The following is a 26792-nucleotide window of genomic DNA, read 5'->3' as shown; positions in this document are numbered from 1 at the left end:
AAAGGGTTACGGCTCCCTTAATTTTAATTATGAAGATGTCAAATTAACTCTATACTGAGCAAATGGCGCTCCAACCGGGTGATACGTTTGAGTTGGTGCTGGGTCGCAAACACATCCAGCTCAAACAACTGGACTCTGGCGATTGAAGCAAGACCGCTGGTTCGTTGCCAGGCGACGCCGTGGTCCAACGTGTTGACCCTTTTGCAACTTAGACATTGCTGCTAGGCAAAGCCGAACAATCTGAGGCGGCGTGAAAAGGAGGCAGACTGCTCTCAAGCACCATAATTTACCTATATTCATTCTTAACTCATTGAAGCTTCGGGATGCGGTTCTGGTTTCTGCTGGACAACCCATTCTTCAAACAAACGTGCCCCAATTGCCCATGACTCATCAGCCACCTTCTGAATTACTCCAGTGCCGATGAGCACTTCCAGCGCATCAGCGACTTCACCGTAACTAAACCCAGTTTGTTGTGCTAGGGACTCGGTAGATTCTTGGCGGCATTCAACCAGTGCTCGATAAACCGCTCGCTCTGTATCTCCTAGACTGTAAGGACGCTGTGGGTCATGCCACCAGGCAGAAAAATCGCGATCGTGCTGCCTCAGGAGTTCATGCTTCAGACTCTCTACTGAGTGGTGATCTTTTTGGTAAGCATCGAAAAGACAATTGAGCAGTTGTTGCGTCAGGTAGGGGTGCCCGCCTGCCCACTCGGTGACTGTCCTAATATCGGCCTCAGCCAACTCCAAGCTTTCTTCCTGACAGCGTTGCTCAATGAGCGCCTGAGTCTCTGCCGGAGTCAAGGCAGTCAGCCAGTCTACCTCAGCGATATTGAGTAAGGGGGAGCCAACTGCTTGCTGATAATCTTTCAAGTTGCGGTAGCCAGAAAACAGAAAGCCGATAAAGGGTTTGAGGGCAGTGTCCGTATCCTTTAAGCCACGCAAATAGCTCCAGGCATCATTGGCCCAACTCTGACTGACCACAAATTCTGACCCATCTAAAAGAAAGCACACGCCATCAAACTGCCATGTCCGCAGTTCGTTAATCGTTTCTAGTAAGGCCTTGCGAAAGTCATCATGAGGTAGGCGTTTTTCATAGCTCGGATTTTTAACATTGACTTTCAGATTGATCGTGCTCAGAAAGCCCACGGTCACTTCCCCACCTGCAACCTGGCTTAGGAATTGGCGGTACTGCTCGCGTAGTGCAGCAACGGGTACCGATCGCCATCGGTTCATGGCCTCTCGCAAACGGGCAATCAATAGATAACGAAAACTGTCCAGGTCTTTGGGTTGCTCAACTTGCAAGCTCATAAAGACTGGAAAGGCTCGGGTTTCGTCTGGCCTTGCCTGCTTTTGAGGAGAACTGGTTTGCTCCGATGTGGACTGGGGAGCCAACTTGGCGAAGGTTGGAAAGAGCTTTTGTACCCAGCCAGTGCGGGCTTTGGCTGCTGCTAGCTGATTAGCTGGCTCAGCGGAGTGCGCCGCTTTATTAGTGTCCAGCTTCAGCAGATTCCACTCTACTGCTCTTAAAAGACTGGTTTTGCCAACCCGTCGTCCCCCCAACAGGATTCTGACCTGGAATGGCGAGCGCTGCACAGCTGCCAGCAGGTGATTGCGTCCAAAAAAATAAGGTGGGTCGGTAATGGTGACTCGAAAGTTGTCAAACGGACGTTGTTCTAGTGAATCTGCCATTTGCGGATTTCCTCCTCTCCCATTTCCATTTGCAACCAACGAGATAGTAAGGGCACATGGCTGCGGTAATAGTCATTGTCTTTTGTTTCCACACGCAGCACCAAACCTACTTTTTCTAGCCAAAGTAACGCATCCAGAGATTGGCTCTCAGTCAACAGGTTGTTGAGACGAGCTTGCAGGTCTTGTTCTGTAACACCATTATCCAGATCTAAGTTACAGGCAAGTAGCTTTAGCACTGCCATTGCAGCTTCAAAGTTGCGTTTTTTCAGATCTGCCCAGATATTTTGACTAAAGTAATCTTTGAGGATGCTGGAATAAGCAAAGGGCCGTTTGATATAGCGTTGAGCGTTCACCTCAGAAATTTGTCCGCCGTCTTGCTCTACCACTTTGGCGCAGAGAAGGCTGGCGAGTTGCCGGGAAATGAATGGATGTCCACCACTATCTTGATGGATTAGGGTAAGGGTCTCTGGATCAAACGATCGCCCCATTAAGCGGCTAATATCCATCAGCATTGTCTGGGTCTCTTCGGTTGAAAAGGGAGAGAGAAAGACTTCCTTAAAGAAACTAAAGACTGGATTGGTGGGAACGCCCTCCTGTTGCCACTGGTTGATACGATTGCAGTCTGGGTGAACATCTGCCACTAGCAATCCGAGTTGGCGTTGGTCCTGACTCAGTGCCCGTAAACTCCCAAAGAACGCATTAAATTCTTCAACTTTTGCTGTAGGGTCGGTTGGCGTTGGCAGAATGCGCTCAATTTCATCCAGGAACAGCAGGAGCGGTGGTTCGTAGCCTACTTGGGTGAGTGCTTGGATCATCTTGCCAATGCGCTGGATAAATTCAGTCGTTAAGGCAGTCGCCGGCATTTCCAGTGAGAATGGTTCAAGGTTGAGCGTGGTTGTTTTGTCACGCTCTCGTAGTAGCAATGAAAGCTGCCGCAGAATTTCATTGAATAACTCGGCCCCATAGCGAGGCTTGCCGCCATAGGGTTGCAGATCCAGGTGCACCACTGGATGCTGCCGCAGAGAAAAGCCGAGTTGCAGCAGGATGGAGGTTTTACCGGATTTTCGGAGTCCAAACAAACCCACTCCCTGCTTGCGGAGTAACTCTTCTTCGAGACGGTGCAGGAGGTCTGTGCGCCCAAAAAAGGAAAGGGTATCGCCAATGGCGTTGCGATCGTCAAACAAGTCAGCACCGGGCAAGTAGCGATCAGCGTACTGCGCTAGCAAGCCTGCACAGGCAGCAGGGTCGGTAACGGCTTTTTCCACCGCAGCCAGAGGGATTGGAATTAACACAAATTGATCGCGTAAGCGTACTTCCGCCATCCGCACTCGAAACAGCGTGTCTGGAGCTTCCTGGTAGAGTAAAACTCCGGCTTGTTTTTGGAGTCCGCCACCCATTTTCTCTCCAGCTTGCATTAGCTCTGTGACATCTTGAGCAGTGGGTGTGTCGATCGCCAGTAAAACGGGAAAAGGAGCTAGAGCTTTCAGCCGACCCACTGCACTGATAACCCGCAGACTGCGCTTACCGTCTTGCTTAGCCGTTGCACCTGCTTGTTCCAGAAATTGCTTGGCAATCAGAAGCCACTGGTTGAACACGTCCCGCTCTTGTCGGGCAGTGACGATCGCCCGACTAAACCGCAGCAATACCACTGGACGTAGCCAGAATAAGACAAAGGCTCCCACCACCAGCAAAGCTAGACCAATCAAAAGAATCTGGACGGCAATCCCCAAGAAAAGTGCGCTTTTCTGTGCCTGGATGGTATCGATCGTGCGCCGGATTGGTGTCATCATTTCTGCGGGAAACCGCGATCTTCCCCCAGCCAGTGGATTCAAGGGGTCAGAGGCTTCCATGATGCTTCTAGCCTGGGTTAAGGCATCTAATGCCTGATTCATCTCCGACAAAGAGAGCCGACTATCAAAATTAATTCCATTCCCAATGGGATCAGGATTAACTTGATCCTGGATCTCTCCAGAGATTTTTCCAAGCGTAGCAGCGGCACTATTGCGAACTCGTTCATCATTGCTTTTGAGCGATGCAGTTAAGGCTGGGGCACTTGATAATCCCATCTGTGACAGGGCAAAAATTGCGCCTTCACGGACAGGCTTATTGTCATCCTGAAAGGACTCGATCAAGTTTGGAATGGAAATTTTTGCTATAGCACCCATCTCACCCAGGGCATAGGCACTCTCACTGCGTACTTTTACATCCTGGCTCTTGTCATTCAATGTCTTGAGCAAGTTAGGGATCGCCGCTGAACCGACTTTGCTCAAGGCGAAGGTGGTTCTTTGACGTACCACGGCATCACGATCGTTGAGAGCCATAATCAAAGCAGGAATGGCGGAATTCGCTGATTTCCCAATCTCACCGAGAGCATGAGCTGAGCTTGCCCGAATTTGCCAGTTGGGATGCTGAAGCGCCTGCACCATTATTGGAACGGCGGTTTGTGCATCTACCCCGATTTGCCCTAAGGCTTCGATCACTTGTTGCTGGACTGCTAAATTACTCTCTTGCGATACCTGAATCAATGCTGGAACGGCTGCTTTTGCAGTCGAGCCGATGAGCCCAAGCGCCAAGGCCGCATTCAGCCGAACCTCTGCATTGCGATCTTTTAGTGCCTCCGTCAGTGCAGGGACAGCAGGAGAACCGATTTGACTCAGGGCGATTGCAGCCTCACGCCGAAGCCCATCGTCCTTTCCTCTCAGAACCCCGACCAGAGCCGGAACCGTAATTTCTGGCTTTGCCTGCACCTTGCCTAACGCGCTGACAGCACTGAAACGCACCAGTGCATCTTCATCTTTCAACGCCTCCACCAACTCAGGGACGCTATCCCTAGCTGACGGTTCAGTTTTGCCCAGATTGGCTGCAGCAATGCGGCGAGTTGCTGCATTCTTGTCTCGAAGTTGTTGTGTGTAAAGAGAAGCTTCGGAGCTTTGTGGAGCAGACCCACAACCACTGGGAGCTAGCAGCACAGCTAGCAAGAACCCTACACAGACGAACCTGAATATTTGGATCAATCGTCGCCTCATCTGCTTCACCGTAGCCCCCATTAGTAGTCAATCAAATTTAGAATTTTGTGGAACGAGCATGGCATGGAATCATGCTTCGACTTAAGGCACGGGAGTTGGGTTTGACTGCTTCGGCTTGAAGCTGTACTGCAGGCGATCGCCAGGAGCATATTGAAGAGGGCTATGGGGATCATTCCTAAATTTCATCCAATCTAATTCTTTGCCAAATGAAATCGAGGCTGTACCATCAGGAGCAAGCTGATAAAGCCACTGAGCATCTCGGCAAATAGAGGACTCAATGCCGGGAATCTGTTTGGGTAAGCTGCTCTGTCTGCGGGCAGCTTCCTTCACTTGTAAAACTTTTTGAGTGAGTTCAAAGCGCAGCGCGGCTTTGCCCACCTTATGCCACTGATTCACCCAAGCTGGACCCAGATATGGATTCCACCAAGCAGAAGCAATTCCAGGTTGTTTGGAAAATGTATCCGGATCAAAAGCACAGAAATCTTGTTCCGGCAGTTTCAGCACGAGTTGTCTCATGCGATCGAAGTAATCAACGGCTGCAAGGCGTAAATAGGGTTTAAAGACCAGATCGGAGAGTGAAATGAACCATTGGGGGTAAGGATTAGAAGAACTATCAGACAACTCGAACACTGGGAGAGATTTGAAGAAGGAAAGTGCAGGATACTTTCTCGCCGATACAAATAAAAAAGCCTCACTGTAAAGCCCTTTGAGAAAAGACTGAGGTAAATCGTATTTGTTAAAGCGGTTCAGTCGCTCTTGCCATGCAGTCGGAAGTTCCTGCATCTTCCGCATCACTGAAGCCTGCCAGCTGGAGTTGATAATAACAACGAGTTGAGCAATTAAAGTCGGTTGTTCCTGTAAAGCCTGATTCAACTTCCAGGACACTTCCAGGGTCTCAAGCGCTGCTTGCAGTTGCCCCTGACGAGTCTTGTCCAAAATATCAACCACAAGAATCTTTTGGAGATTAGCAACACTAAGAAAGCTAGGCAGTGCAATACCAATATCTCCGACTGCTCTTATATATGACATTTCCCATCGTGGCAACTCGCTACTTAAGATATGAGTGCGAACTGCCTCCAGTTCTATTGCATGTTCAACCAGGTATTGGTGAATATTTTCTGGTGGAGCATCAATCTTGTCATTGGGCTGCTTAAATTGGCTATCCAGATAGCGACTCAAGTCTTTTCCGAGCGTCTCCACAAACGATTTTTGATCAGCTTTGGGCGTTGGAAGATGCAAATAGCGAGTTGGAGTCACTTTGGTTCCCAAAATTTTGCCAAAGCCCAAACCAGTACTTAACTCTTCTAGCTTGAGGGCTGAGTTATTCGTTTCAGTGGTAGGAAACTGTTGAATATACTGTTCGACCGCCTGATCAACCCTCTTCTCTTGTTGAGCCGCAAGCAAATTTCCACCAATGACCCAGATTGCCAGCAGACCAATAACCACAGGAGTTACCCAGCGGAGTATCTTAAAGAGATGGATTAACAGTCTCTGAAGTAGTTTGAGCAGCTTTCGCCCTAAATGTCCTGATTCAGTCAGAGGACGCTTTGGAGAGGCAGGTAATTGTTGCCGCATATTCACTCACCCCAGAGGACTGTTTCACCCTTCTAGTTCTACCTGTTTTCTCTATGGCGAAACCAAAACTTCAGGCTTTGCAATCTCGGCCTGTTCTGCTAGTTCTGCAATCGCAACTGCAGCTATTGCCTAAGCACTTTCTGCCCATTAGTATGCCGAAGCGCTGTTTGGATGCCTGCTGCTAAAGCTACCTGGGCAGCGGGTCAAAATCAATTGCTTAGCGAGTATCGGCAAAGCTGAAGCACTCCAAAGCTTATGCGCTCGGAATGCAAGAGGAGGACTACGTCGTTTGACTGGAGGGGCAGAAGTCACTCCCCTTTTTACCTTCCGCTCTACTGCCGGGCCCGCAGTAGGGCGCGTAACAATTTAGAGTTGTGCAAAGCTAAGCAAACAGCGGTTGCTCGATGCTCCCAGCGGTCGGTTCGCTGGCGACATGCGGTTGCAGGGTGCAGCCTGACCTAATGGCACAAAGGCGATCGCTCTGCGGCTACCCAGTTGGTTCGGGTCACTGGCGCTCGGCAAGCGGTAGCAGTAGGGTTGCTGCAATTTCCTGTCTCAACTGAGCGCTGCTATTCGTACTTTCCAGGCAATCTGCTAGCAGTTTGTTGGCCTCGTAGTATTGCTGCAATTGCTCTTTTTGAGCCTCACTAAATTGCCAATCATGCCCAAGATTGCGGTACTGGCACATCACGGTCCGGAGCTGCTCGATCCAGGCTTGCCCATTCACTGTCCACCACTGTCGAAAAGACTCCCCATGCTCGTGGGACATCGCCGGTAACTGGTCTTTGACCTGTTGCAACTGGCGCTGCAAGGCGGGCAAGCGGGCACAGGCGCAGGCAAGGTTGAGGGTGTCGTCAAGCTCATAGGTACGTCCAAAAAAGAGGGCGCTCTCAAGCTCGAACGCGAAATCGAGGGCAAGGTCGAGGGCGAGGTCGAGGGCGAGGTCAAGAGCGAGGTCGAGGGTAACCTTGAGGGTAAGATCGTTGGTAGGGGCGAGGGTGAGGTTGAGCTCGCAAGCACGTCCAAGGACGTAGTAGAGAGCAGGAGTGAGGGAGAGCTTGAGATCGCGCGTGCAGGTTTCGAGGTTGTGAATGACAGGATCGGTGTCAAGAGCGAGGGTGAGCTGGAGGTTGAGGTGGAAAGCCAGCCCAAAGTAGAGGGCGCGTAGGGCGACAGGCTGGTCGCTGGACTCGATCGAAGTTGCTTTAGCGTCTACCCAGGTGAGAAACTGTTGCAGTTTTGCATCGCCTGCCAAGAGTCCATCGATGCGCCGCTTCATCAGGCCTAGCAACTCATCAGCGGTTGGGAGCATTTCCAGCGTCAAGCACAGTACTTCACGCCAGCGGGGATTGGTGAGCTGGTGGGCGAGTGTGACCAGCGATTGTTGATCAGCAGTTTCGACAAGCTGCCGGGCCGTGAAATACTCGTGGAAGGTGAGGTGAGCAAAGGAGTAAATCTCGTGGGCACGTTCGATCAAAATGCCATGCTGACGTTCGATCGTGGCCAAGAACGCCTCGATGTCTAAAGCCTCTGGGGTCAGAGCGTCGTTTGTGGAGTGGAGGCAGTGGGGCAAGACCTGTTTGATTAACCGTGCGGCTGTATCCAGATCAAAGAAGTAGCTGCCTTCGGTAAACGTCGGGAGCGCCATCTGGCGAAAGAAGGCTTCTCTGCCGCTAGGGGAAAGGGCCTGATAAAACGGTTCCCAACCAGTGTCTGCAAGTTGAGCGCGAGCTTGCAACAGTGCCTTAAAGCTATCCCGGTAGAGCTTCCAACGTTGGGTGGGAAAAGCACCCGTGCCTTCAAAGACGAGGCATAGCAAGGTGAGGAGCAGCGGACGGGTCGCTAAGTCGTGGAGCGGCGGTTGCTCCCTCAGTGCTTGCAGGAATGCTGCTGCTTGACCTGCTTGCTGCTGACGACAAAACCATTGCTCCACAAAGTGGGCAATTTGCTCCTTATTGAAAGCGGCAACTTCGACTTCGGTGAACGCCTCAAGGGTATACTCACGGACAGCGAGGCGGCAGGTGATGACAAAAGCATTGCGGCCATAGCGTTCAGCAAACGCTTGGAGATGCCGCACCACTCGGCTGGCGTCGGTTTCGCGGACTTCATCTAAGCCGTCCAGTAAAAGCAGGGCACGTCCGTGAGACAAGATTGTTTGAATGTTCGTCTGACTGGGCGCAGCAGCCTGACCGTTCACCCCGATCACTGGCGGGATCAAGGTCTGCAGGTATGCCAACAAATCGAGTGGACCCTCGGTTTCGGCAAAAGCTTTCAGGGTGATAAACCAAGGCACACAATGTGGGTAAAACGTCCCTTCTACACATTGGAGCGCTAAATGCTTGAGAAAGGTGGTTTTTCCTGACCCCGGTTGCCCCAGAAGCATCAGCTTGCCATATTGCTGCACCGCTTCCAAGCCAGGCACCGTTTCTTTGACCGTCCCCAAGCTCAAGCGTTCCATGGTTGGTGCTGCTGCGTCTCGCAGCAAGGCAGCGACTCCTACCCGTCTGCGTCCAGGAATCTTTGCCAAGATCTTGACGTGGGTGTAAAGGATGCCCAGCGCCATTGGCTGGTTCATGCCCAGCACCCGTATGACGCTACACCGTGACTGAATCAGCGGTTGGATGGCTTGGCGCACCTGCCCTACCAAGGCATCAAGGTTGTTTTCCTGCTTCCCAGACACTGGCGGTGCAGAAGCCTCCAAGGCTTGATAGCGCTCCAACAACCAATCATGTAGCTTTCGGTACTTATTAGGTCCTTTACCGGTAAAAGAGAACTTTCTATACACCTCGCTCATGCGGGACGCCAAAGCAGATTCAGAGATCCCGAGGGCTTGGGCAATTTCAAGCTTATTGCCGCTGCTATTGACAGTAGCTGTAAAGGCTTCTGCTTGTTCGGGTGAAAGGTCGCGCTGGTGGGCTAATTGAGCTAGGAACTCGCGTGGGAACGCCTGCATTGTCCGGGACTAGTAACTAGCGTTAGTTAACCATAAATTTCTCCAAGTCAGGCGAAGTCAGGCAAAGTCAGCCTCAACTTTGGCAGAAAACTCTTAAAACGACTTGCGATACTGAATGTGACCGCTTTACAAGCGTGTTTAACGAGGATCAAAGCCAGCCAGAAAGGGAAGTTGCATGGGGTATGGGGTTAAGTGAGTCGCCGTAGAGGCACTCACGCTCAGGCTGGAAGGCTGACTTAGCAGGTGTGGCAAAAACAGCACGCAGGCTGATGAACACAGGAGGTTCAGGCTCCTCCGTTCTAGTCGGTTTAACCGGTACACCCCTTAACGCAACTTTCTACTCACCGACAGCAAGCGATTGACGATGTTGCCTGGACGTGTCTTCTAGACCGTGTGTTGGCATGAAGGATGCCTTTGCTCTGCTTGAGTAAGGCCCTTTCAACCGCCACAGTTTTAGGACGACGACAGTAGTGAGTTGTCGCTTCATCAACCTGTAAAAAGGTTTTTAGCAAAGTAGCATCATTACGCCTAGAAAGTTCTTGAAAAGGAGCTTATTTTGCCATGTCTTAACAGCAAGTTTCGTTGTAACCGCTTGTTTTGAACAGGTCGAATTATCAAATATGTGCATTAGCATGACTGCTTGCTTGAATTTCTTAAAACTACTCGCTAGCAATGTGTTCAAAAAGCGAAAAACTCAATCTCAAGCAATAAGAAACCACTCAAATAGCAGTTATGAAAGCGGTAGAAAGTGTTAGGTAGTTAGGAATTTTACAAGGCTAAAACCCGCATTCTCTCGTTAGTCACGGTGAACCATGTGGATCTTTGTCTCACAGTAAAACTAGTATTTTCATAACTAACTCACTATGGCTAAAATGTTGTCTGATCTCCTTTTGGAATATCAACTATTCTCTAATAACCGAGAGTTTAGTAACCTCCGCTCCATTCTGAAGAGGCGCATATTTCCTGATCTGCTCAAGCTTGATGGCTTGCAACAGCTTCAAGGCAAAAAATTAGATTACATGCTTGAGCACATGCCACTCGCTGGTTTTGTCGCTCTAGCAAATCCGATCTTTCAAAGTCAGATACTACAACTGGCTCGCTCTAACACTTTGAAAGTTGAGAAAAGCCAATGGAAACGGTTCTGTACTTGGTTACAAGCACACGAGCAGTATGTTCCTGATCCGGCTCCGCTTGTGTCTGTTTCAGAGGCGGTACAACCTGCCTACAGCCATATCCCCAAAGGTACGCTCAAAGCAGTCATGGCGCTGAAAAAAAAGCGGGAGAAAACCAAAGGGCCGATCGCCTTGCTGGAACGAGATTGGACAGCAGACCTCATAACCGATAGGCAAAGCTTTGATTTCTTCCTGCAAACAGTCACGCGATGGCGCAGAAAGGCTGTCACTATCGCAACACTAAAGCAGTGCCATCGAAGTATCGCACGAGTGTTGGGGTACAAAACCAGGGAACAAGGGATTGCCCTTGAAGCGTTAGCGATCACTGATCTCTTAGACCAAACTTTACTGCAAGCTTATGTGGAGTCCAGTCAAAAGCGGGGCCTGTCCTCAAACACGATTAAGAGTGATATGGCAGTTGTCATTCCCATTGCTCAATGGCAATTTCACTTGTCTACGCCGAATGAAAATTACAGCAATCCTGAACCAGTCAAAGCAATTCGCAGCTATCTGAAAACGATTCTCATTGACCACCGTGATCGCCCGCGCGTTTCAGATGAGGCTTGTGCCGAGAGGGAACTAACCAGGCAGCAATGCTGGGAAATCCTGGACTATCTGAGCTGGCGCTGTAAAGACTTAGAAAAACAGCACGGTATGACGCGCCAAGTGATTGACGCGTGGATGGATTACTTGATGATTGCGTTCTTGGTCACAACGGGTGCGCGACAGCGCGAGCTTCGAGAACTGCAGCGGCAATACTTAGCGCTTGAAGGCAATGTCATCTTTGTCAAGTTGCCACCGGAAGGGCACAAAAATGGCAATAAGACCGGGAGGGGCAGAGAGTATCCGCTTTTTGTGGGACCGATGCAGCTCTCCTTAACCACTGACTTACAGTACTATCTTGAGCACATTCGCCCACAAAACCTGGACCATGATTTTCTCTTCTTCCTACGCCTAAATCAGGCTAGGCCGTATGGACGGATTCGTCGAGGCGATCCCATTCGAGCAGACTCGTATCTCTCTAATCTAGTTTCTAAGCTCATCGCCTGCGTCACCGCTCATCTGTATGGAATTGAGCAGGCTAAATGGACGACCCCGCATGATTTTCGGCGAATTATCGCGACTTGGGTCTGTACCTATGGCGAGCCGAAGCATCTGCCCATTTTCGCTGAACTTTTGGGCCACTCCATGGACATGTTGGTCAAGATTTACAACAAAAGGCACCCTGGAGACCTAGCACGTCAGTCCCCGTTTGCTTATGACGAGATTGCCGCAAGAGAGGAGCGGATGCAGGATTCTAAGGACTTGGGCAGGGCCAAGGCCGCCACTTCTATGTCCGAAATGAGCCTGTCGGCACTCGTAGCCATGCTCCAAAAGCTCGTACGCAAGCTCTGGTATGCTTTGACCCAGCGTAAACAAAATGAGGTGCTTGCATCGCTATCACCCGTGGAGCGTGAGGCGATCGATGCCTAAAAAAGGCCAAGACGCGGTTCACCTTGACGCTTTGGCTAGATCTCAGTGGCAGTCACGACACCAAAGGCATGACCGGTGGGGCTATTGAGGGGGTAAAACCGTTTCGTTTGCCTGGCATACCAGTAGCAGTACCGTCCTTCAGTGCGACAACGCATCCGTTCGGCACAATCGGGTAGCTGCTTCCACTGTTGCAATGTCGTGATGGGGATACCCGTTAGCCTGGACAGTGCCGATTGGGACAGCCCACCGGTCCCAACCTCTGTTTGCTGCTCCACCAAGTCGCTAGCATGCGGCTGTTCGAGGGGACGGGATCGTAGGGGCTCGCACAGTGCCTCAATGTCTGCCGCTACAGTCAGCACTGACTTGAGCGGCGGGTGTGCGTCTGACTCTAGGCGGAGCGGGTAGTAACACTGTAAGGGTGGATTGTATACCCACCCGAAGCCTTCTGGATCCCGTTCGACCGCCCATTGAGGCTGCTTCAGCTCCCTCAGATACTTTTTGAGCGTGGTGGGATTGGTCTGCAAGCGCTCTACCAATTGCCTGGTGACAAGTCCTCTTGTCCAGTCTTTTGGGGCAAGCGTGACCAACGGTTGGTTGGGAGACGAGGCGCTGGCTACGGCGACACTCTGAGCCTTGTTGCTCTCTGCTGGCGATCGCGCCAGTGGGCGCGTATCAGCCTGATGCACGCCTTGAGAAGGCTCTGGACATGGCTGGTGGGGGTTGGTTGGGTACGGCTGGAGGGGTGGCGCACGGGGAGGCAGCGACCCTTGCTCTAAGACGGCTAAGCGCTGCGCCAATTTAGTGGTGATGGCTTCGAGCCTCTCCATACGTTGGAGCAACAGAGTCTTCTCTGTTACCATCGCGTGGCTCTTGCAGTTAGCCCCACCAACGCCTACTTGGGCAGTCGCTGGTAAGAGAAGAGGGGCTTGAATCGCGCTGGCTAGTTCAGATGCCATTAAAGGGTCTAGAACAACGTGCGGTCTACCGTCTTGCTTTTCAAGCGTTTCAATCATCATTGGTTTCCTTCCTTTCAACGGTCTGGCGTTAGGGTGTGACAGGCGCTAGCGGTACTAACCATCAAGGACTGTGAGCCCTACGTCGGCACCAGTGCGTGTGTCAAAAACGGGTCATGGGAAGCGGGCAGGTGATGGCGGCATCGCGGTCTTGAGTGCACCATGCAGCGATCTGCTGAAGCTGAAAGGCGGCTTGGTGATGCCAGCGGACTTGGCGAGTCTGCAACAGCGTCGTTAAGCTGACCGTGGTCAGCTTGCGCTCAGACGGGTCATTGCCAGGGGAGCCACAAGGTTTGAGGTGGTGCTAACGTCACATCAACACCTGGTACTCCAGGTGCGATCGCCTGCGACAGCACCTGCCTCAGCGCCGGACTCAAGCTTGCTCCCAATCTGAGCTTTAGCAGGTCATTCGTGCTCAATTCGTCAAGCGTTTGGTAGGTCAACTGGTACTCCAAAATGGAGACCACTTCTTCGAGCCACTCGTCTGGCAGCTTGCCTCTCAGCTCACGACGAATTTGGACGATCACAGGATTAGTTTGGCTAAACATACTATGAGCGAGTGCCTCTACAAAAGTGACGGGTACGGTGACGGGTGAGTGACGAGTAAACCGTTGTCTCCGTGACGGGTACGGTGACGGCTTTCACTTGATAAGTGTTGGGAAGTCCACTCCGTCTAGATTTCCAACCACCGTACCCACTCCGCACGGGAACTGACGGGTGAGAAAGTTTCAATCAGGTTGAGTTTGATTAGCTCCAACAAAAGTTCGTCCACTTGCTCAGAGTTTAAGGACTTGCTTTGACCCCAGTTTTGTTTGACTGTGCGCACAGCAAGCTCCTTCTTTTTACGCAGGTAGACGCCTAAGTCTTTGAGGTCACTAGCGGGTAAAGCCTCAAGGCGATGACGGGTAGCCTGTGGTTCGTCCTGGGGTGGTTCAGCTTGCCAGCAGTCCTGCAACCAGTCCACCACTTGAGTCCGAAAATCAGGTGGTGGTGCTTGGGTCTGTGGTGTTTTGGGTGGTTTTGGTTGAGTTTGTACTTGCGGTTGCGTCCACGGCGTGAAGTCAGTCAGTTTGCGCTCAATCTGGGGTAGCTCCACCAGCAACCACTCAACGTGACCTGGCAGTTTTAACTTGCCCTTCCCACTGGAGACTGGCTTGCGCGTGATGGGGTGAATCGTGGGAATCAGTTCCAATTCCAGCAGGGCCGCATCCCGTAAGCGGGCAACGCCTTTCGCATCCCCCAGCGCCGACAACGTTCGATCGTGCGCGACAAACAACGGTGGCATCAGCACTTTGCGACTATCACTCATTGCGGACTTAAAGAACTTACTACCGATGTCACCCGGCAGGCGGTCCGCCCAGTTTGTCATCTCTTCCGACACCACGCTGGTAATGCGCTGCTGCTGCCGTAACGACTGCTGCCAGTCTTCTTCAGTTAAACCCGAGCGGTTGAACTCCTGGTAGCGGCGCTCGATTTCGTCGAGATACCACTGGAGGAACGCCGCGATCGCACCGTAGTCCATCCCGGCACCGATATGCCGGATGCCCTTCCACTCATGATTGGCCGCGTGTGGATCGAGCAAAATCACCTGATGCCCGGCGCGCACTTTCTGCATCACCAGGTACCGTGCCGTCCAGCTTTTTCCGGCACCCATGCCGCCAAACAGCAGCCCAGGGTACTCTAAGAAGTTTTGCAGGTAAGCCGTCGGGTCACCGATTGGATCAGCCGTGGGTGTTACAGGCATGGTTGCTTGCCCAGGTGCAGCGGTTTCTGTCTGTGGCTGCGAGTTAGTCTGCGGTTTTGGTGCCGACACGTCCTGATAGTCGGCATCTTGGACCTCTGACAGATAGGGTGCCATCTGTGGGTAAAGTCGTTCGGCTGCCTGCAACTGAGCCACCTGCTGATAGCCTTCCAGTTCAGCGTGATGGGCGATCGCTTGCAGTTGTCCTTGCTGCAACCGCGCTTGGCGCTCCCACTCCTGGTACTGGCGACGGTAATCGCGGCGGGTCTGGGTGAGTAGCCAAGCGGAAACGCATAACCCCGTGCCCACCAAAGACAAGGGAATTTTGCGATAGGCCGCTTGATAGGTGAGCTGCGTGCCCAGGAACCGCACTGTTTCGGGCTGGTGCAGGTAGCCACTGACTGCGAGCGCTGTACTAGTCATGCCAGCCGACAGTAGCCCCAGAATCTTTGGCAGATAGGGGTCTTTCACTTCCAAACCTCCTGCACCTGTTGCTGGACGTGCTGCTGCACCTGTTGACTGGTATGGGCAAGTTGGTCAAACCAGCCCGTGAAGATGGCCACGACCAGAGCGATCGCAATCGCTAACAACCGGGCGCTGCGAGACAGGTAAGCCGGGAGCACCAGAGCCAGCAGGCAGGCGATCGCACCCATCCAGTAGACCGGCAGGAGCGCTGTCACCCACCGGGCGAGCAAGGTGACGGTAATACCCAGTGCAAACAGCCCGGTAAAGCGACTGATGCCCTCTAGCACGTAATCGATGCGATCCGGTTCGGGCGTTGCCTCTGGTTCGTAGTAGCCATCGGACGGTGGCAACATCAGGGGTGAATCGTAGGGGTCAAACATGGCTCACCTCACACCCGAAAGAAGTCTTTGACACCATGCCAGAAGCCTTTCCCAGGCTTGCCAGCAGTGCCATAAGTCAGCAGTTCTTTACGGGTCTCCGCTTGCCGCCGCAACGCTTCCTGCACTTGCAGCTGCCGTTGCGCCTGGGGGACTTTCTCGCCGATCGCTTTGGCGCGATTCTGGTGTCGCAGGTGAATGAGTTTAATCGCGCTCTGGAAGTCTAAGCGATTCAGGTCATACTCCGAGCGGTATTCGGCTTCCAGCTTCTGGATACCGTGTCCGGCTTTCTGGTTCAGCAGTTGCAGATGCTTGTCGTAGCCTTTACTCAAGAGCCAGGCATCTAAGAAGCTTTTGTCGATTTGCTTGGAGCCTTTCTCGACTTGCTTTAAGACGCGCTGGACAAACTGCTCATATTCCACTTGCCCTTCAATCAGCGTGGTGAAGTGTTTTTCCAGGATCGGCAGAATCTCTTTCAGTCGGGTCATCGCAGTAGCGCGATCGGCAAACAAAGCGAGTTCCCGATCGTCCATTTGGGGTAAACGTGCCAGGTCGATGCCGAAGTAGCGAGTGGCGCGTTCAGTCAGTGCGCCGGCATGGGGCAGGATGTGGGATTGGATGCCCTTGGGTCTGCTGCTATAGCCTTTGGCTCTTGGGGCTGACATTAGTTGCACTCCTTGGTTTCAGAAGACCAGAACAGGAAACTGCTGCGATGGGTGTCGCAGAGGGGCGAGCGGGGGACAATCACGACTCGCTGACCGGCGGCACCGGCGAGAAAACCCAGCACATAACCACCCAGGACAAACCCCAGCACGACGGCAATGCCGAGCAGCAGGGTGTTGAGTGGTTCACGATACGTGGTCACGCGCTCAGAAGTTGTGGGCGTTTGTGCTCGCGCCAGTGCTGTTTCCAAGGGGGTAAAGGTGGTGCGGCCATCCGGTTGCTGTTGCACCAGATAAGGCGTGCCGGTCTGGTCAGCCCAGACGGCCAGTTTGGCGGGCGCGGCAGGCGGTAGCGCTTTAGGGTCGGGCATGGGTGGAGTCTCCAAGAAAGTTGCTCGCTAGCCAGCCGGTCTGACCCCGCCACCGCACGGGCACCCACACGACACCGTCCTGCTGCACGCGGCGATCGGGGGTCAATTCCACTAAATCGCCATGCATCAGCACGCCTAAAACCTGACTGTGCAAACTGGGTGCCGCGCGGAAGTTAGCGGCCATGTTGGGGCTCTGGATGTGAGCGATCGGGAACGTGGCTGGATCACTAGACGGTGCTGCGACCAATGAAGGCTCTACGAGCGCTGTAGCAGTGGTTTCTGGCGGTTGTGTGGTAGCATCCTGCTGGGATGCTAGTGACGGGGTCGGCAGCGGCGAGACAGAAGGTATAGCAGTGGGACTGGCGGCGGTTAGAGCTGGTTGCTGCTGTTGTGAGAAGCCGAAACCGAACATGAGCAGTGGAATGGCCAGCAAGCCCAGAGCCAAGGGTAAGCCCCAGTGAGTCGTGGCTTTGGGTTCGGGTGGTGGCACTGGCTGCAGGGTGAAGAATTGTCCCTCGGTCGGATTTGGAGGCTGTGGCATGGCTTTAGCACCGTGAAGGGGGTCTAGGCTGACTGGGCACAGGGGCTTACAACGGCAACGCACCGGCTGCCGTATAGGGGGCGATCGCCAGAAAGCTGCTGGTCAGGTCAGGGACATCAAGCGCGTCGTCTAGCAGGACCGCAAAGTCAGCGCACTGGTGGGGGTGCTCGCTCAGTTCGGCGACCAGATATTGCTGAATGCGGAGTTGAGATTGCCGCAGACGCTCGGCCATCACTTTGGCAGTGCTGCGCTCAAACTGGGTCAGCTTGGCATCGAAGGCAAACACTTGCGCGTTGATAGTGTTCACACCCGTTTGGGCTAGTGCGGAAATGGCATGGGCGCTCTGGTGATCCAGTTCAGACAGCCGCTGCTGTTGCTGCTCAGCATTGGGGTTGGGGCGTTTGGCTTTGGGCTTGTGCCCGTTGACGGAATCTTTCAGAGCATCAGTATTAATGGGCATGAGTTTCCATCTCCTGTATCAGTAGGATTTTGAATTGTTGAATTGTGCGTTTCCTTTTGAGCCAGAGCACCAGACGAGTTAGCACTTTGAGGTCATCTACGGCATACAGCCCAAATGCATCTGGTTGGATGCATAGCTCCCTTAACCAGTGCCGCAGGGTACTGGGTGGTACCCGTTTACCGCGAACTCTTGACAGATGCCAGCGCAATTCTGGTTGGGTGAACCCTTGTGCCTCAATGACTTGTACAGCAGGCATTTAGGAAACCTCTGTTGGCGCTCCGTTAACACGCTATTGATGTGCCAATGGAACGAATAGTAGCACAAGCGTGAATATATGCAATTATGAGATGCAAACGTCTTGATTTTTGTGAGTTAGAGCTACTATCATTGGAGCGAGTAAATGACAGAAGTGGCCAAGCGTGTTTTTGCAAGTGTGAGTGACCAGCTAGCGGACAAGCTGGAAAAAAGAGCGCAGATTGAAGGGCGCTCTCTATCCAATCTCATTAGTTATTTGCTGGAACGTGAAATGGAGGCTTGGCAACCTCCAACACAAGAAAGTAAGTGAGGGCGATCGCGATGGCACGCTTTCAAGACCTCAGGCAACGCTTTGCGGTCAGACAACTTTTAATAAGGGTGGATCAAGCGCGGTGACAGTCTCAGCTCAAAGTTTAGAGAGCTTAGCAGTACGCTTGCACTTATGGACAAGTGGCGGTAGATTATTGATCGACTCAAAGAATATCCGTACCTGGCAGGGGGAGCGGCAGAACGATCTAGCACCAAAGCTAAGACTGTTCTGTCGTTTGTTGTTTTTGCTCCGCATCAACTTTCAATCTGAGGGATGGTTAAGCGCCCCTGAGACACCCCCGGACAAGGGCAGCGCTTTGATACAAAAGATCATGCGATCTTGGCAGGACATTCGGTCTACCATGCTCTAGTCGAAAAGGATGACGTTATGAAGCTGATGGCACACTCCCAACTCATCACCAGGGCGGCTTTACGCTCGGGAGCGGTCTCAGCGGTCCAGGTTTGTCCTTTTGCACTCAAAAGGAGCGTGGTTATGTTCTAGGACCCCTAGAAGCCAAAAACCCCCACTGCGGAAACAGCGAGGGTCAAAAGGCTTCAATATTCACTTTCATAAAGGTCTGGGGCTGCTAACCAGAAGCTTGGCGGCAGAAAGTTAGCTCACCCGATCAGGGACAGAACCTTCACGGACGTTTACGACGTACGACAGGTTTTGCTGTGTCAATTTTAGAGGTAAATGACCGAGTTGTGCAACTTTTTCGGTCATTTACCCCTGGCTGCGGCATGGCGTGTTGTCCCATTCGATACACTCATCAGGGACCACACCATGGCAAAAACCTTTACCCCCACCCGGCAGAGCAACCCCTGCCAGTTGTGCGACGACACCACCGGTAAGTGCCGTCAAACGACGAGCACCCTCCTGTGCATGACCTTAACCGATGCACTAGACACACCCCCCGGCTTCACCTTTATCGGTCGGACAAAAGACCATCTCTGGGGCAAATGGGTCGTTGGCCAGCGGCAAGACTGGAGCGACGACCAACGCGTCTTGTGGCAACGGGAGCGCCAACAACGCCAGGTCGAGCGGGAACGCGCGGAAGCGCAGCGGCAGGCAACGGCACTGTCAGCCCTCGAACGCGACCGGTACTACCAGCAATTGCTCGACCAGCTCAGCCTGCATCCGGCTGACCAGAACGCCTTAAGCGCCCGTGGCCTGAGTGCGGCGCAGCTGCAGACCTGGGGCGTCAAGTCTGTAGAGCAATGGCAGCGGTTAGAGCCGTCCCTACCACACACGCTGCCAGGGGTGAGTCTGAGCGGTGAACGTTTGAATGTTGCGGGTGCTGGGTTCCTCTGCCCCATCCGCGATGTCAACGGCTTGCTGGTCGGGTTTCAGCTCCGCTTACGGGTGGCTGAGACCGGCGGTCGCTACCGCTGGCTCACCTCAGCCACAAAGAAGCGGCCGCACGGACCGACCCCGCACCTACCGCACGGTGAGTTACCACTGGCGGTGCATCGTCCACCTCAGGTGCAACATACGGCGATCGCGCTGGTGGAAGGCACGGGACCGAAACCCTTTATTCTCTCTCAGCGCCGGAGTCAGGTGGTGGTCGGAGCCGCCGGTGGTCAGTTTGCGAGCAGTCCCCAAACCCTGCAGCACACGCTGGCGGTGCTGGCGGCGGAACTGGACACGCAAACCGTTGAGTTCTTTCCTGATGCGGGCGCGATCAGCAATCGGCAGGTGATGCGACAGTATCGTCGGACCTGGACGTTACTGCGTCAGTGGGGGTATCAGGTGCGCGTTGCCTGGTGGGGTCAAGACACTAAAGCGGCACCCGACATTGATGAACTGGAGGCGCTGGATGAACGGACGCCACTGACATGGTTAACCACCGCGCAACTGGAGGTCATGGCGCATCCTCGTCTCGATTGGCTGGCACGCATCCAGGCACGGCTGCAACGGTCACTGTCACCCCAAGTCGCCGCTGCCGCGCTGCGACGGACGTTGGAGGGACCAGACCCAAACCTGGTGGCGTACGCAGCGGGCGATCGCCTGGCCACCTGGCAGCAGGCGGTGGCGCAGGGCTATCAGTTTGTGCTGGATCAATCGCCCACCGGCACCGGCAAGAGTTTTGATGCGGGTCTGGTGGAGTCAGCCCCACTGCAGGCGCAACAAGTGTTCTATGTCTCAGACCAGCACCGCAATCCGACTGTAGAGACCCTGACCGCCGCCCAGGGCTGGGTGGATCTCGAAGCACGGCATGCGGGCCTCATCCAGGAGACCACACCGGGTGGCGGACGGCGCGTGAAACGGGCCGCTAGTGGTGAGACACCCCAGACGCCCGCGAGCTGTGCCCGCACACGCTTGCTGGGAGCGCTGCGCGCCAAGCACGTGGCGGGGGCCGATACCGCCGCTCTGATCTGTGGCACCTGTCCACTTAAAGAGGCGTGTACGCATGCCACAGGACCAGGCTATGGCTTCTTAAACCAACGCCAGGCAGCACTGGCCTCACCCAAGCTGCGCGCCCATCCGGCTAGTCTGCCGATCCCCGAAGACTATGTTTATGATGCCGTGGCCCTCGTCTGGGATGAACCCGGTCAAAGCTTCGTCACGAAACACGACATTCCCATCACACTGACGGACTTAGAGCAGACGCTGACGGCGCTGCTGTCCTACCCCGCTTTGTTTGCAGCCATCCAGCCGCTGGCCACGACGCTACTGCCGTACCTCAAGGGGCAGCAGCGCTTAGGACGCTTTGGGCTGTCGCACACCGACGTGGTCGCCACGTTAGCGGTGCCAACAGTGAACGTGTCCGAGCTGGAGCAGGTGTTACAGCCCGATCTCGCTTTTCTCAATCCCACAGCGGTGCATGGGGTCGATTTAGCCGACTTACCAGCGACCTTGCGGAAGCGTTTTTCCGAGCGCGACGCGGAAGTGGCGACCCAGGCCCAGCAGCGGGTACTGAAACAGTGGTTACCGGACCTGGTGCGCGTGCTGACAGGGCAAGTGCGCGGGTCGGTACGGTTGGAGCCAGGGGTATTGACGCTGTCGCTGGCGGACACACGCCATCAAGCGATCGCTCAGGCCGCTGGGGTGGTGATCTTTCTGGATGCCACGCTGAGTCGGCAGGACCTGGCGCTGAAGCTGGGTTGTGACCCCAAGGCAATTTATGTCTGTCGCCAGCAGGTGCCGACGCCCGACAATTTGACGCTGGTGCAGGTGACGGATTTGGGTCGTCTCGGACTACAGCGGGGGGCAGACCAGCAACGGCGGGTGGCGGCGCTTGTGGCGCACTATCAGGCGCTGGACCCAGACACCAAAGTGATTGATTTTAAGCGTTTTACCCCGGAGGGGATGGGGGCCTGGTGGCGGGACAGTCGAGGGGTGAATGACTTCACTGCGACACGGACGTTGCTGCTGGTGGGCACGCCCTGCCGCAATCTGGCGGACTTACAGGCGGAGTATGCCCTGCTCACCGGCTGTCAGGAGGAGACGGATGCGGGTTTCACGGCGTTTGTGGACCGGGCGATTCGCGCCGACATCCACCAGGCGCTTGGCAGGCTCAGAGCACATCGGCGACCGGAGGAACCCCTGCAGGTGGTTTTGTTGAGTGACTTTGCCTTGGATATCCCGACGCAGCCAGTAAAGGCTTCAACCATCACGCTGGCAGCGGCGGGTAAGTTTGAAGGCTTTCTGCTGGCGGTTCAGCAAGCCGGGGCCGATCTCAAGGTCACAGGGGTCATGGTGACGCAAACCGCACTGGCTAAGCTGTCTGGGTACAGCCAAAGCTATATCAGCCGGTACTGGCACTTATTACAAACGCTATTAGCACTCTCTGATAGCAATAGTCATAAGCAGGCAGCGGCACCCCCTGACCCTGAAACAGCGGCGGTGCTGGCATCTGTAAGTCACGTGTTGACGCTGGTAGCCGCATCGTCGACCGGAGTGGCTTTGCTTGAGTCGGTGGGGGAAGCCTTCTTGACCTGGCTCCAGCCAGAGCAATGGTCTACCGTTTGGCATCGACTGCCGCTGGAGACACAGATCCGTGTCCTTGCCGCGCTGCTACTCACCTTACCAGCCGACGCGTTAACGTCCCTGACGCGGACGGTAGAGCCGAGTTTGCTGCCTTCACAGGGGTGATAGTGGACTAGTTTATCCATTTCACAATCTCCTCTGTGATCGAGTTATACACAATCAATTGGAGTTGGTGGCGCTCGATTACGAGTTAAGCGAAGCGGCTTTGAGAGAAGGTGTTGTAGAAATTCAGTTAAATTCAACGGAGTGACTAACTGCTCCGTCGAATTTAACGCAATCCCAAGTTCGTGAAATTTTGCTGGTTATTTGGAAATAAGGCAGAAAATTCTTGAAAGTATTGTCCAAAGAGTAATCCAGCAATTTTACGAAAATTGCTGTAACGCTGATCCAGTGGACTTTCAGCCACTGCTCTTGTTATTACCCGACAAGTCTATTTGTACCCACCTAAACGACCACCTGCCCGAACACTAGCTGCTCTATCTCCACAACTTCGTCCAGCGGAGTCTGTTTGCTCCGGATAATCACAATTTCCGTGTTTATGGCTCGTAGAGCTACTGGGACTTTTACTGCTAGAGTGGCTTGTGGAACTTTTGTGGGAGGTAGAACTAGAGCTGTGAGGCTTACTGGCACTATGTGCACTACTATGGTGAGTGGATTTTGCTAGTGCAGGTTGCGTATAAAAAAGGGTCAAGGAGAGCAGCAAAGCAACTACCAATTTCACAAGCTTCATCATACTGGTTTTACGTAAGTTATCTTGGTTCCAGCACCTCAGTATCTAACCGACTACCGAGATGTTTTTCTGCCCTAGAATGCCCAATGAGGCTGAAACCATAACAGACGATTTACAGTTGGCGCGGCACAGTCTTGAGCTGGGTGGGGGAGAGAAGAAGTGGCACAGTACGTAGTGAGAAGCCGGCAACGATCGCTGGTCAGGCTTCTCATCACAGGTCTTCAGACTCTGGTGCTTTTTGGTCTATTGCCAAGTGCTGCAGAAGGGCTGATTCTGAGACTCGCTTCGATAGTTTCTCTGAAACTCCATATAAATAAGGTTTTCTAACCTATGTTGCACTTTTTGGGTCGTATGTCGGCTCACCTCCCTGTTAATGAGAACTCAGAAAGTGATGATGCGGAAGTTGGTGATCTTATTCGCGAGTGGGCGATCGCACTAAACATCCCTAAGCAAAATTTCCCCCTCTGTCTTTCTCAAAGCCTTTTTAGGGTTAAGAGGCGTAAGGTGTACCCCATTGTCTAGACAGGAAAACAACAAATTGAAGAGAGTCTACTGCAAAGCTTGATTCTGATTGGGTTGTACTAATTCATACCTTTCTCCTGTTTCAACCAAAATGGACGATCGCGGGGGTGCGGTCATTCAACGACTGATGTAAACGCTTGTGATTGTAGAAGCTGAAATAGGCATTCAGATTGGTGACGGCATCAAGGACTGAAGTATAGGACTTGAGATACACCTCCTCATATTTCACTGAACGCCACAAGCGTTCGACAAAGATATTGTCCAAGGCTCTGCCCCGCCCATCCTGACTGATTTGAATGCCTTGACGCTCCAATCGCCCCGTAAAGACGGCACTGGTAAATTGAGACCCCTGGTCGGTGTTGAAGATCAAGGGTTGTCCTTGGTGCAACGCCTGCTCCAACGCCTCTAAACAAAACCCCACATCCATCGTGTTGGACACCTGCCAGGAGAGCACATAGCGGCTGAACCAATCAATCACCGCCACCAGATAGATAAACCCTTGAGACAATCGGATGTAGGTGATGTCGGTACTCCAAACTTCGTTTGTCGCCGTAATCGCCATGTCCTTCAGCAGGTAAGGGTAGCGTCTGTTCTCGTCGCCTGGCAGACTGAGATTTGGCTTTGGGTAAATTGCCTCTCATCCCATTTTCCGCATCAAGCGTGCCACCCGTTTGTGGTTGACCGTTTCCCCTTGCGTCTTCAACCAAGCGGTCATGCGGCGAATCCCATAAAATGGGGTTTCGGTGAATTGCTGGTCAATCAATTGCATCAGATGTTCGTTGTCGGGAGTCTCTTGGGCTGCTTCGTAATACCAACTTGAACGCGCCAGTCCGATTAACTCACACTGCCGTTGCACACTGATTTGACCATGCTCTGGCTCAATCCAAGTGCGTTTATCGCCCACCGACAAGTCCAGATTTTTTTTTCAGCCAGTCCAACTCTACTTTCAGTTGTCCAATCTGCTGATACAGTTGTGCCGTTAAAGCCTCCTGAGCTTTCTGATTTTGTCCTCGTTGGCTCGAAAACGCTTCTGGTATCGCCTCAATGGCTTGTTTCTTCCACAGAGCAATTTGGCTCGGATGCACTCCTAAATCACTCGCAATTTCATTCACTGTCCTCAGTCCTTTGATCGCTTCGAGCGCTGCCTTGGTTTTGAATTCAGCACTGTATTGTTTTCGCTGCATAGTTCTTTGTCTCTCGGTATTTGCCCTGACCTACTGTGCAGCGGGTCTCTCTTATTGCTTTGTCCAGTTTATGGGGTACATCATAGCGTTTAGATGTATCGTGCTTCATGCAGCATGGGTAAGCCTCTCATCACCAACTATATAAGTCTCCCTATAAAGCAAGCTATAACAGAAAAAATTAGAATTGTTCAATTCAAGGCAAACCTGAAATTATAGCCAGCTTCTTAAATCGGGCACCATGACTCAGACCAACCACGGTGGCACTAATTATCAAACCCAAACTGGGCAAGATAATACTAACTTTCTGGGGGGAGAGCACCACCATTATTACAGCAGACCCTATGCTCATTCAGGTGCTCCGTTCCAAGCTCCCCCCCTCCCCCGCCCCTACATTGATCGCCCCGAACCCCATGCCGCCGTTAAAGCCAAACTCCTGGCAGAGGAATCCGCCACGCCGGGAACGCTTGTAGTCAGCGCGATTTTTGGCTTGGGAGGCATTGGTAAATCCGTGTTGACGGCTGTCCTTGCCCACGATCCGGAGGTGCAAGCCCATTTCCCCGATGGCATTCTCTGGGCAACCCTGGGTCAACAGCCCGATGTCCTTCCTTTTCTGAGCAATTGGATTCAAGCCCTCAGAGATTACGACTACAAACCCACCACGATCGACTCCGCCTCGCTGCACCTTCGCACCCTGCTTTACAACAAAAAAGTCTTGCTAGTGGTCGACGATGTCTGGAACCCAGACCATATGGAACCTTTTCGCGTCGGTGGTTCCCAGTGTCAAGTTCTAGTCACTACCCGCGAAGCCAAAATTCCCGACAGCGATCGCTACGACATGGATACCATGACTGCGGAGCAATCGTTGGAGTTGTTGCTGCAAAAAGCCCAGTGTCCAAACCCCAGATCAACCGAATGGCAACAGGCGGAAACCCTTGCTAGAGAAGTGGGCTACCTTCCCTTGGCGCTAGAGCTAGCAGGTGCCCAAATTGCCGACGGGGTGTTATGGTCAGAGTTGCTGGAAGACCTTCAGGCAGAGATTACCTGTTTGGAAGTCTTGGACGACTCAAATGCGCCGAGCGTCAGTTCTGAGAAGAACCGCAAACGTCTGAGTCTGGTGGCTTCGTTGAACCTCAGTTTGCGCCAGCTTTCCCCAAAGCAGTTGCGCCAGTTTGCCTGGTTGGGGGTGTTGCCGGAGGATACAAGTCTGACCCAAGATATGGCAGCCACGTTATGGGATGTCACCCCTCGACAGGCAGGAGCCATTTTGCGGACATTGTGGTCAAAGGCTCTGCTATTGCCGGGAGTTAAGCAATCAAATCTAAGGCTCACCTATCGACTGCATGACTTGATGCATGACCTGGCAAAAGGGTTGATCATCGCTCCTTGTGTGCCCAACGGCGAAGCTCCGGCTCTTGCGGGTTTAGGACTAACTCTGATAGAAGCGCATCAAGCCATATTGTCCAAGTATTATGCCAAGACTCAGCAAGGACAGTGGTACACCCTTCCTGATGATGGGTACATCCATGCTTATCTCACCTGGCATTTTCAGCAGGCACAGCAACCCAATGCGCTGCACCAACTTTTGCAGGAAACTACCTCAGAGGGGCGGAATGGTTGGTACGAAGCCTGTGAAAAATTGGGGCAAACCGCCAATTTTGTCACGGATGTAGCACGATCATGGGAACACGCTGAAACCCAATATGCCAACAGTTCTGCCCAGTCGATTGCCTTACAACTTCGCTATGCTCTGATTACTACTACCCTTAATAGCCTTGCCAGCAACATTCCTTCTAAACTCATAGCAGTATTGGTTGAAAAGGGCTTTTGGACTCCTGCCCAGGGGCTTGTCTATGCTCAACAAGCCCAGACATCAGATCAGTGTGCTGCCATTCTTCGGGAATTAGCGGGTCACTTACCAAACACCTTGTTGCCAATAGCGTTGCAGATGGTGCGCCAAATTCAGGGTGACAACAACCGAGCTGATGCGCTGAGTGGATTAGCTCAATATTTGCCGGAAGTGATTCCTGAAGCATTGGCAGTGGCGCATCAAATTCAGGATAATTACGAGCGAGCCAAGGTGCTAAGTAAATTAGCCCCACATTTGCCGAAAGCGTTATTGTCCAGAGCGTTGGCAGTGGCGCATCAAATTCAGGATGACAACAACCGAGCCAAGGCACTGAGTGAATTAGCTCCATACTTACCAGAAGTGATTCCTGAAGCATTGGCGGCGGCGCATCAAATTCAGGATGACAACAACCGAGCCAAGGCACTGAGTGAATTAGCT

The 26792-nt window shown here is 53.0% G+C and carries 21 protein-coding genes and 1 pseudogene; 6 read left to right on the top strand and 16 right to left on the bottom strand.

Annotated elements, in window-relative coordinates; translation table 11 throughout:
* Nucleotides 1–38 precede the first annotated feature (38 nt).
* From AC5JLP_RS20410 to AC5JLP_RS20385, 6 genes are all read right to left on the bottom strand, one after another.
* Nucleotides 39–188 (bottom strand): hypothetical protein, encoded by a 150-nt coding sequence (locus AC5JLP_RS20410; protein WP_496069783.1) that lies wholly within the window; start codon nt 186–188, stop codon nt 39–41.
* A gap of 114 nt (nt 189–302) precedes the next feature.
* Nucleotides 303–1688: a hypothetical protein gene (locus AC5JLP_RS20405; RefSeq protein ID WP_496069782.1), complete on the bottom strand. Its 1386-nt coding sequence runs from the start codon at nt 1686–1688 to the stop codon at nt 303–305.
* Complete coding sequence (locus tag AC5JLP_RS20400; protein ID WP_496069781.1) at nt 1673–4657, bottom strand: HEAT repeat domain-containing protein; 2985 nt, start codon at nt 4655–4657, stop codon at nt 1673–1675. Before AC5JLP_RS20400 ends, AC5JLP_RS20405 begins: the two co-directional genes overlap by 16 nt.
* Nucleotides 4658–4795: 138 nt before the next feature.
* Nucleotides 4796–6289 carry a hypothetical protein gene (locus AC5JLP_RS20395; RefSeq protein ID WP_496069780.1) on the bottom strand — a complete coding sequence of 498 codons (1494 nt, stop codon included), beginning with the start codon at nt 6287–6289 and terminating at the stop codon, nt 4796–4798.
* A 366-nt stretch (nt 6290–6655) separates the two neighbouring features.
* Nucleotides 6656–6835, bottom strand: a complete 180-nt coding sequence (locus tag AC5JLP_RS20390; RefSeq protein WP_496069779.1) for a hypothetical protein — start codon at nt 6833–6835, stop codon at nt 6656–6658.
* Complete coding sequence (locus AC5JLP_RS20385; RefSeq protein ID WP_496069778.1) at nt 6795–9242, bottom strand: NACHT domain-containing protein; 2448 nt, start codon at nt 9240–9242, stop codon at nt 6795–6797. Before AC5JLP_RS20385 ends, AC5JLP_RS20390 begins: the two co-directional genes overlap by 41 nt.
* An 863-nt stretch (nt 9243–10105) precedes the next feature.
* Here AC5JLP_RS20385 and AC5JLP_RS20380 point away from each other — a divergent pair.
* On the top strand, nt 10106–11887 hold the full coding sequence (locus tag AC5JLP_RS20380) for a tyrosine-type recombinase/integrase (RefSeq protein ID WP_496069777.1): 1782 nt from the start codon (nt 10106–10108) through the stop codon (nt 11885–11887).
* 35 nt (nt 11888–11922) lie between these two features.
* Here the strand turns inward: AC5JLP_RS20380 and AC5JLP_RS20375 are convergent, their stop codons facing one another.
* Entirely contained in the window at nt 11923–12903 is a 981-nt protein-coding gene (locus AC5JLP_RS20375) for a hypothetical protein (RefSeq protein ID WP_496069776.1), read from the bottom strand.
* Between the two features lie 70 nt (nt 12904–12973).
* Here AC5JLP_RS20375 and AC5JLP_RS20370 point away from each other — a divergent pair, with 70 nt between their 5' ends.
* Entirely contained in the window at nt 12974–13138 is a 165-nt protein-coding gene (locus AC5JLP_RS20370) for a hypothetical protein (RefSeq protein ID WP_496069775.1), read from the top strand.
* A gap of 31 nt (nt 13139–13169) precedes the next feature.
* Here the strand turns inward: AC5JLP_RS20370 and AC5JLP_RS20365 are convergent, their stop codons facing one another.
* From AC5JLP_RS20365 to AC5JLP_RS20330, 8 genes are all read right to left on the bottom strand, one after another.
* Nucleotides 13170–13448: a hypothetical protein gene (locus AC5JLP_RS20365; protein WP_496069774.1), complete on the bottom strand. Its 279-nt coding sequence runs from the start codon at nt 13446–13448 to the stop codon at nt 13170–13172.
* A gap of 125 nt (nt 13449–13573) precedes the next feature.
* The gene (locus tag AC5JLP_RS20360) at nt 13574–15112 is read right to left on the bottom strand and encodes a hypothetical protein (RefSeq protein ID WP_496069773.1); all 1539 of its coding nucleotides are present in this window, start codon (nt 15110–15112) and stop codon (nt 13574–13576) included.
* Nucleotides 15109–15486: a hypothetical protein gene (locus AC5JLP_RS20355; RefSeq protein ID WP_496069772.1), complete on the bottom strand. Its 378-nt coding sequence runs from the start codon at nt 15484–15486 to the stop codon at nt 15109–15111. Before AC5JLP_RS20355 ends, AC5JLP_RS20360 begins: the two co-directional genes overlap by 4 nt.
* An 8-nt stretch (nt 15487–15494) precedes the next feature.
* A complete protein-coding gene (locus AC5JLP_RS20350) occupies nt 15495–16148 on the bottom strand; it encodes a hypothetical protein (protein ID WP_496069771.1) in 654 nt (217 codons plus the stop codon).
* Nucleotides 16148–16516 (bottom strand): hypothetical protein, encoded by a 369-nt coding sequence (locus tag AC5JLP_RS20345; RefSeq protein ID WP_496069770.1) that lies wholly within the window; start codon nt 16514–16516, stop codon nt 16148–16150. The genes AC5JLP_RS20350 and AC5JLP_RS20345 overlap by 1 nt, the downstream gene beginning before the upstream one ends.
* The gene (locus AC5JLP_RS20340; protein ID WP_496069769.1) at nt 16503–17057 is read right to left on the bottom strand and encodes an SH3 domain-containing protein; all 555 of its coding nucleotides are present in this window, start codon (nt 17055–17057) and stop codon (nt 16503–16505) included. Before AC5JLP_RS20340 ends, AC5JLP_RS20345 begins: the two co-directional genes overlap by 14 nt.
* A 46-nt stretch (nt 17058–17103) precedes the next feature.
* Nucleotides 17104–17517 (bottom strand): hypothetical protein, encoded by a 414-nt coding sequence (locus AC5JLP_RS20335; RefSeq protein ID WP_496069768.1) that lies wholly within the window; start codon nt 17515–17517, stop codon nt 17104–17106.
* Nucleotides 17507–17773, bottom strand: a complete 267-nt coding sequence (locus AC5JLP_RS20330; RefSeq protein WP_496069767.1) for a hypothetical protein — start codon at nt 17771–17773, stop codon at nt 17507–17509. The genes AC5JLP_RS20335 and AC5JLP_RS20330 overlap by 11 nt, the downstream gene beginning before the upstream one ends.
* A gap of 144 nt (nt 17774–17917) precedes the next feature.
* Here AC5JLP_RS20330 and AC5JLP_RS20325 point away from each other — a divergent pair, with 144 nt between their 5' ends.
* From AC5JLP_RS20325 to AC5JLP_RS20315, 3 genes are all read left to right on the top strand, one after another.
* The gene (locus tag AC5JLP_RS20325; protein ID WP_496069766.1) at nt 17918–18082 is read left to right on the top strand and encodes a ribbon-helix-helix domain-containing protein; all 165 of its coding nucleotides are present in this window, start codon (nt 17918–17920) and stop codon (nt 18080–18082) included.
* Nucleotides 18083–19917: 1835 nt separating this feature from the next.
* Nucleotides 19918–20172, top strand: coding sequence for a hypothetical protein (locus AC5JLP_RS20320; RefSeq protein WP_496069765.1), 255 nt, complete (start codon nt 19918–19920; stop codon nt 20170–20172).
* A gap of 40 nt (nt 20173–20212) precedes the next feature.
* On the top strand, nt 20213–22177 hold the full coding sequence (locus AC5JLP_RS20315; RefSeq protein ID WP_496069764.1) for a hypothetical protein: 1965 nt from the start codon (nt 20213–20215) through the stop codon (nt 22175–22177).
* A gap of 1229 nt (nt 22178–23406) precedes the next feature.
* Here the strand turns inward: AC5JLP_RS20315 and AC5JLP_RS20310 are convergent.
* A pseudogene (locus AC5JLP_RS20310) lies at nt 23407–24508 on the bottom strand (IS3 family transposase).
* Between the two features lie 238 nt (nt 24509–24746).
* On the opposite strand from AC5JLP_RS20310, the gene AC5JLP_RS20305 reads away from it, so the two are divergent.
* Nucleotides 24747–26792: NB-ARC domain-containing protein (locus tag AC5JLP_RS20305; RefSeq protein ID WP_496069763.1), on the top strand; the 2046-nt coding region annotated here is incomplete at its 3' end.

This window comes from Stenomitos rutilans (assembly GCF_059505485.1).
Note: the sequence above shows the minus strand (reverse complement) of the source record. Positions and strands in the feature narration are given on the sequence as shown.

Excerpts from the sequence above, each read along its gene's own strand:
- AC5JLP_RS20405 (WP_496069782.1), bottom strand. The coding sequence starts at position 1,688 with ATGGCAGATTCACTAGAACAACGTCCGTTTGACAACTTTCGAGTCACC.
- AC5JLP_RS20395 (WP_496069780.1), bottom strand. The coding sequence starts at position 6,289 with ATGCGGCAACAATTACCTGCCTCTCCAAAGCGTCCTCTGACTGAATCA.
- AC5JLP_RS20385 (WP_496069778.1), bottom strand. The coding sequence starts at position 9,242 with ATGCAGGCGTTCCCACGCGAGTTCCTAGCTCAATTAGCCCACCAGCGC.
- AC5JLP_RS20380 (WP_496069777.1), top strand. The coding sequence starts at position 10,106 with ATGGCTAAAATGTTGTCTGATCTCCTTTTGGAATATCAACTATTCTCT.
- AC5JLP_RS20375 (WP_496069776.1), bottom strand. The coding sequence starts at position 12,903 with ATGATGATTGAAACGCTTGAAAAGCAAGACGGTAGACCGCACGTTGTT.
- AC5JLP_RS20365 (WP_496069774.1), bottom strand. The coding sequence starts at position 13,448 with ATGTTTAGCCAAACTAATCCTGTGATCGTCCAAATTCGTCGTGAGCTG.
- AC5JLP_RS20355 (WP_496069772.1), bottom strand. The coding sequence starts at position 15,486 with ATGTTTGACCCCTACGATTCACCCCTGATGTTGCCACCGTCCGATGGC.
- AC5JLP_RS20350 (WP_496069771.1), bottom strand. The coding sequence starts at position 16,148 with ATGTCAGCCCCAAGAGCCAAAGGCTATAGCAGCAGACCCAAGGGCATC.
- AC5JLP_RS20345 (WP_496069770.1), bottom strand. The coding sequence starts at position 16,516 with ATGCCCGACCCTAAAGCGCTACCGCCTGCCGCGCCCGCCAAACTGGCC.
- AC5JLP_RS20340 (WP_496069769.1), bottom strand. The coding sequence starts at position 17,057 with ATGCCACAGCCTCCAAATCCGACCGAGGGACAATTCTTCACCCTGCAG.
- AC5JLP_RS20335 (WP_496069768.1), bottom strand. The coding sequence starts at position 17,517 with ATGCCCATTAATACTGATGCTCTGAAAGATTCCGTCAACGGGCACAAG.
- AC5JLP_RS20330 (WP_496069767.1), bottom strand. The coding sequence starts at position 17,773 with ATGCCTGCTGTACAAGTCATTGAGGCACAAGGGTTCACCCAACCAGAA.
- AC5JLP_RS20325 (WP_496069766.1), top strand. The coding sequence starts at position 17,918 with ATGACAGAAGTGGCCAAGCGTGTTTTTGCAAGTGTGAGTGACCAGCTA.
- AC5JLP_RS20320 (WP_496069765.1), top strand. The coding sequence starts at position 19,918 with ATGGTTAACCACCGCGCAACTGGAGGTCATGGCGCATCCTCGTCTCGA.